The sequence below is a fragment of the Pseudomonas sp. P5_A2_2 genome (genome assembly GCF_054177685.1).
The window spans coordinates 1-5,606 of the sequence record NZ_JBGCUL010000257.1 but is presented as its reverse complement, the minus strand read 5'-3'; the positions used below and the strand labels follow the sequence as shown (position 1 = coordinate 5,606).

Sequence of the window (5,606 nt, the reverse complement as noted above, 5' to 3'; positions counted from 1 at the left end):
GGGATGGCGATGGCAGATGAGAAAAACATTCTGGTTACCAGCGGCAGCGATCGGGCGACMCCGATCGCCGTTGTGCCGTTCGGTTTCCAGGGTGGTAGCGTGCTGCCGGACGACATGGCGGAAATCATCGGTAACGACCTGCGTAACTCGGGTTACTACTCGCCGCTTCCAAAACAGAACATGATCAGCCAGCCGAGCCAGGCCAGCGAAATCATCTTCCGTGACTTCAAGGCGCTGGGTGCCCAGTACGTCATGGTCGGCAGCATTGTGCCGGCGGGCGGTCGCCTGCAGGTGCAATACGCACTGTTCAACGTGGCCACCGAGCAGCAAGTGCTGACCGGCAGCGTGTCGGGCGGCGTCGATCAGTTGCGCGATATGGCGCACTACATCTCTGACCAGTCGTTCGAGAAACTCACGGGTATCAAGGGTGCCTTCTCGACTCGCCTGCTGTATGTAACGGCCGAGCGTTTCTCCGAGAACAACACTCGCTACACCTTGCAACGTTCGGACTACGACGGTGCCCGCGCCGTGACCCTGCTGCAGTCGCGTGAGCCGATCCTGTCGCCGCGTTTCGCACCGGATGGCAAGCGCATCGCTTATGTCTCCTTCGAGCAGAAGCGTCCACGCATCTTCATGCAGAACATCGACACCGGTCGCCGTGAGCAGATCACCAACTTCGAAGGCCTGAACGGTGCACCGGCCTGGTCGCCGGATGGTCAGCGCCTGGCGTTCGTACTGTCGAAAGACGGCAACCCAGACATCTATGTGATGAACCTGGGTTCGCGTCAGATCAGTCGCGTCACCAACGGTCAAGGTATCAACACCGAACCGTTCTGGGGCAAGGATGGCTCGACCATCTACTTCACTTCCGACCGTGGCGGCAAGCCGCAGATCTACAAGACCAGCGCGGGTGGTGGCGGTGCAGAGCGTGTGACGTTCGTCGGTAATTACAACGCCAACCCTAAACTGTCGGCTGATGAAAAGACGCTTGTCATGATTCACCGTCAGGATGGCTTCACCAATTTCAAGGTGGYGGCCCAGGATTTGCAGCGCGGTAGTGTAAAGATCCTCACTGATAGCACTCTGGACGAGTCGCCCACTGTCGCGCCCAACGGCACCATGGTAATCTACGCCACCCGCCAGCAGGGCCGGGGAGTCTTGATGCTCGTGTCCATCAATGGACGCGTAAGGCTCCCGCTTCCTACCGCACAAGGCGAAGTCAGAGAACCTTCCTGGTCCCCTTTCCTGAACTGACGCGGCGCTATACGTTGTACTTAACACACTGGGGTTCATTAGGAGTTTCACGATGGAAATGCTGAAGTTTGGTAAATTTGCTGCGCTGGCACTGGCCATGGCTGTAGCTGTAGGTTGCTCGTCCAAAGGCGGCGACAATGCCGGTGAAGGCGCGGTAGATCCAAACGCTGGTTACGGCGCAAACACTGGTGCAGTTGACGGCTCCCTGAGCGAAGAAGCTGCACTGCGCGCTATCACCACTTTCTACTTCGAATACGACAGTTCGGACCTGAAGCCAGAAGCCATGCGCGCTCTGGACGTTCACGCCAAAGACCTGAAAGCAAACGGCGCTCGCGTTGTTCTGGAAGGCAACACCGACGAACGTGGTACTCGTGAGTACAACATGGCACTGGGCGAGCGTCGTGCGAAAGCCGTTCAGCGCTACCTGGTACTGCAAGGCGTTTCCCCAGCTCAGCTGGAACTGGTTTCCTACGGCGAAGAGCGTCCAGTTGCTACCGGCAACGACGAGCAGTCCTGGGCTCAAAACCGTCGCGTCGAACTGCGTAAGTAATTCGTCATGCGAACGTGCCGTCGTGCTGTAACTGTTTTGGCTCTCAGCCTCGCACCGCTTGCGGTGTGGGCTGCGGTTCCTGTGGTCGAGGACAACTCCGGCTATAACAATAGCGGGAGCAGTTATCCGCCTGCGGGTTACGGTACGAACGGCGCCTATGCCGGGGGAGGGGTTTCGACTCCTGTCTCGGCACAGGGCCAGCTGTTCAACCAACTGCAACAAATGCAGGAACAGATCTCGCGCCAACAGGGTGTGATCGAAGAACTGCAAAATGATGTAGCGCGCATGAAGCAGGAAAACCTGGAGCGATACCAGGATCTTGATCGGCGCATAGGAACCGGCGTTGCACCAGCCGCGAGTCCTCAAAATTCTTCCACCGGTGGTGATTTGAATGCCCCCGGCGCAGCCGCAGGTGCGGCAGCTGGCGCAGCCGCTGCTCAAGCACCCGCCGCAAGTAGCGAACCGGCAGATCCGGCGAAGGAAAAGCTCTATTACGATGCTGCTTTCGACCTGATCAAGGCCAAGGATTTCGACAAGGCCAGCCAGGCTTTCGCCGCATTCCTGCGCAAATACCCGAATAGCCAATACGCGGGCAATGCCCAGTACTGGTTGGGCGAAGTAAACCTGGCCAAAGGCGATCTGCAAGGTGCAGGTCAGGCATTTGCCAAGGTTTCGCAGCTGTATCCGAAGCACGCCAAAGTGCCTGATTCGCTGTACAAGCTCGCTGATGTGGAACGCCGCCTGGGTCATACCGACCGGGTCAAAGGTATTCTGCAGCAGGTTGTGTCGCAATATCCGGGCACTTCCGCCGCTCAACTGGCCCAACGCGATCTGCAGAAAATGTAAGCCTGCTTGACCCGTTTTGAAGAAACCCGCGCTTGTCGCGGGTTTTTTCGTTAGAATTCACACCCTTTTTCTGAAACACGCTTTTTGGGATCTGCGCATTGCCGGGGTTCCTTGAAGTGCCTGACGGAGGCGGACAGCCTGTTTAGCTGTTACGCCCGTGGCGACTATGCAAGACACATTGAGAATCACCGAAGTTTTCTACTCGTTGCAGGGTGAAACTCGGACTGCCGGGCTGCCCACTGTTTTTGTGCGCCTGACCGGTTGTCCGTTGCGTTGCCAATACTGCGACAGCGCCTACGCGTTCACCGGCGGGACCATCCGCACCCTCGACGATATCCTCGAGCAGGTCGCCGGTTTTCGTCCGCGATACGTCTGTGTCACGGGCGGCGAGCCCCTGGCGCAACCCAACGCCATTCCCTTGCTCAAGCGTCTGTGTGACGCCGGTTACGAAGTGTCACTGGAAACCAGTGGTTCTATTGATATCTCGGCAGTAGATTCCCGGGTCAGTCGTGTTGTCGACCTGAAAACCCCGGGTTCGAAGGAAGCGCACCGTAACCGCTACGAAAACATCGAGCTGCTCACGCCCAACGATCAGGTGAAGTTTGTCATCTGCTCGCGGGAGGACTATGACTGGTCCGTTTCCAAGCTGATCCAGTACGGTCTTGACCTGCGTGCCGGCGAAGTCCTGTTCTCGCCAAGTCACCATGATCTCAATGCCCGGGACCTGGCGGACTGGGTGGTGGCGGACAATCTGCCAGTGCGTTTGCAATTGCAGCTGCATAAATATCTATGGAATGACGAGCCGGGGCGCTGAAATGACTGAACAACTCAATACTGCTGAAAAACGTGCGGTCATCCTGCTGTCCGGTGGCCTGGACTCGGCGACCGTCGTGGCCATGGCGCGTGCCGAAGGCTACAGCTGCTACACCATGAGCTTCGACTACGGTCAGCGGTCTCACGCTGAACTGTACGCCGCCGAGCGTGTGGCGCAGGACCAGGGTGTGGTCGAGCACAAGGTGATCGGTCTGAACCTGAACGGCATGGGCGGCTCGGYGCTGACCGACAGCAGCATCGACATTCCGGAAGAGGCGGGTGAGGGCATTCCGGTGACTTACGTGCCTGCGCGTAACACGGTGTTCCTGTCCCTGGCCCTGGGCTGGGCTGAAGTGCTCGGTGCACGCGACATCTTCATCGGCGTCAATGCGGTGGACTACTCCGGTTACCCGGACTGCCGTCCCGAGTTCATTGAGTCGTTCGAACGCATGGCCAACCTGGCAACCAAAGCTGGCGTGGAAGGCAATGGCTTCCGCATTCAGGCACCCCTGCAAAACCTCAGCAAGGCGCAGATCGTTCAGGCCGGCGTGAAGCTTGGCGTGAACTACGGGCTGACCGTTTCCTGCTATCAGGCCGACGATGAAGGCCGTGCGTGCGGCAAGTGCGACAGCTGCCGACTGCGTGCAGAGGGCTTTGCGGCAGCCGGAATCAGCGATCCAACCCCTTATTTTTGATTTATTTCAAAATAGGTGTTGAATAGTCCTTAAAAATCAGTATTATACGCGCCACCACACAGCGGGTCGTTAGCTCAGTTGGTAGAGCAGTTGGCTTTTAACCAATTGGTCGTAGGTTCGAATCCCACACGACCCACCATTTTTGGCGGTTTAGAAAATCCGGAAGGCCCACGCAAGTGAGGATTTCCGGGTTTTTTTTTTGCCTGCGATTCAGTCTTGCCTCGCTGCGGGCTACGTCCTGTGACACAAGTCAGAATCATCTTTTGCATCCGCCGGTTATTCTGTAGCCTTGCCCAGCTTCAACGCTGTCCGTGCCTGATGAATACCCACTTTCCCGGCGGTACCCCGATGGGTCCGGAGCCGGGTGTATACTCGACTTTCGCGCGAATGCGCCTGCAGGTCTTGCGAACATGACGCAGATTTCCGAACGCCTTCTGGTTCAAGCCCACCTCGACGCCAAACAGCCCAAACCGCTGACCGCCGATGAAGAGGCTTATTACCGTGCTGCCATCGCTGCCGAGCTCAAGGCTCAGGACGCGGTGCTGGTGGCCCACTTCTATTGTGACCCTGTCATTCAGGCGCTGGCCGAAGAAACGGGCGGTTGTGTCTCCGATTCGCTGGAGATGGCCCGCTTCGGCAATGCCCATCCAGCCAAGACCGTGGTCGTCGCCGGCGTGAAGTTCATGGGCGAGACCGCCAAGATCCTCAACCCGGAAAAGCGCGTGCTGATGCCGACACTCGAAGCGACCTGTTCGCTCGACCTGGGTTGCCCGGTGGACGAGTTTTCCGCGTTCTGCGATCAACACCCGGAGCGTACGGTGGTGGTGTACGCCAACACCTCCGCTGCGGTAAAGGCTCGAGCGGATTGGGTCGTGACTTCAAGCTGTGCGCTGGAAATCGTCGAGAGCCTGATGGACAACGGCGAGACCATCATCTGGGGCCCGGACAAGCACCTGGGTACCTACATCCAGCGCCAGACCGGTGCCGACATGTTGCTATGGGACGGTGCCTGCATCGTTCACGAAGAGTTCAAGTCCAAGCAGCTTGAAGACATGAAGGCGCTGTACCCGGATGCAGCGATTCTGGTGCACCCGGAGTCGCCGACATCGGTGATTGAACTGGCCGATGCCGTGGGTTCCACCAGTCAGTTGATCGCGGCGGCACAGAGCCTGYCGAACAAGACGCTGATCGTGGCGACCGACCGCGGCATCTTCTACAAGATGCAGCAGCTGTGCCCGGACAAGGTCTTTATCGAAGCCCCGACGGCAGGTAACGGCGCGGCGTGCCGCAGTTGTGCGCATTGCCCGTGGATGGCCATGAACACCCTTGAACGCACGCTCAAGGCGTTGAAGGAAGGGTCGAACGAGATCTTTGTCGACCCGGCGCTGATCCCTCAGGCGATCCGGCCGCTCAAGCGCATGCTTGATTTCACCCAGGCGGCGCGGATG

At 58.4% G+C, this 5,606-nt stretch carries 6 protein-coding genes and 1 tRNA gene; all 7 read left to right on the top strand.

Translation table 11 applies throughout. From position 1 onward, the window contains the following. The coding region (tolB, locus tag ACXRVY_RS15580; protein ID WP_458237706.1) for a Tol-Pal system beta propeller repeat protein TolB at positions 1–1,254 on the top strand (1,254 nt) is incomplete at its 5' end. Positions 1,255–1,306: 52 nt separating this feature from the next. After that, positions 1,307–1,804 carry a peptidoglycan-associated lipoprotein Pal gene (gene pal, locus ACXRVY_RS15575; protein WP_003178634.1) on the top strand — a complete coding sequence of 166 codons (498 nt, stop codon included), beginning with the start codon at positions 1,307–1,309 and terminating at the stop codon, positions 1,802–1,804. A gap of 6 nt (positions 1,805–1,810) precedes the next feature. Then, positions 1,811–2,650, top strand: a complete 840-nt coding sequence (ybgF, locus tag ACXRVY_RS15570; protein ID WP_223459482.1) for a tol-pal system protein YbgF — start codon at positions 1,811–1,813, stop codon at positions 2,648–2,650. A gap of 166 nt (positions 2,651–2,816) precedes the next feature. Then, positions 2,817–3,464, top strand: a complete 648-nt coding sequence (gene queE, locus ACXRVY_RS15565; protein ID WP_008047363.1) for a 7-carboxy-7-deazaguanine synthase QueE — start codon at positions 2,817–2,819, stop codon at positions 3,462–3,464. Between the two features lies 1 nt (position 3,465). After that, positions 3,466–4,158, top strand: a complete 693-nt coding sequence (queC, locus tag ACXRVY_RS15560; protein ID WP_458237705.1) for a 7-cyano-7-deazaguanine synthase QueC — start codon at positions 3,466–3,468, stop codon at positions 4,156–4,158. 63 nt (positions 4,159–4,221) lie between these two features. Beyond that, a tRNA-Lys gene (locus ACXRVY_RS15555) sits at positions 4,222–4,297 on the top strand. A 271-nt stretch (positions 4,298–4,568) separates the two neighbouring features. Beyond that, positions 4,569–5,606, top strand: a 1,038-nt coding sequence (gene nadA / locus ACXRVY_RS15550; protein WP_458237704.1) for a quinolinate synthase NadA, incomplete at its 3' end; no start/stop codon positions are given.

Coding starts and splice junctions, on each gene's coding strand:
- pal (WP_003178634.1), top strand. CDS start 1,307: ATGGAAATGCTGAAGTTTGGTAAATTTGCTGCGCTGGCACTGGCCATG.
- ybgF (WP_223459482.1), top strand. CDS start 1,811: ATGCGAACGTGCCGTCGTGCTGTAACTGTTTTGGCTCTCAGCCTCGCA.
- queE (WP_008047363.1), top strand. CDS start 2,817: ATGCAAGACACATTGAGAATCACCGAAGTTTTCTACTCGTTGCAGGGT.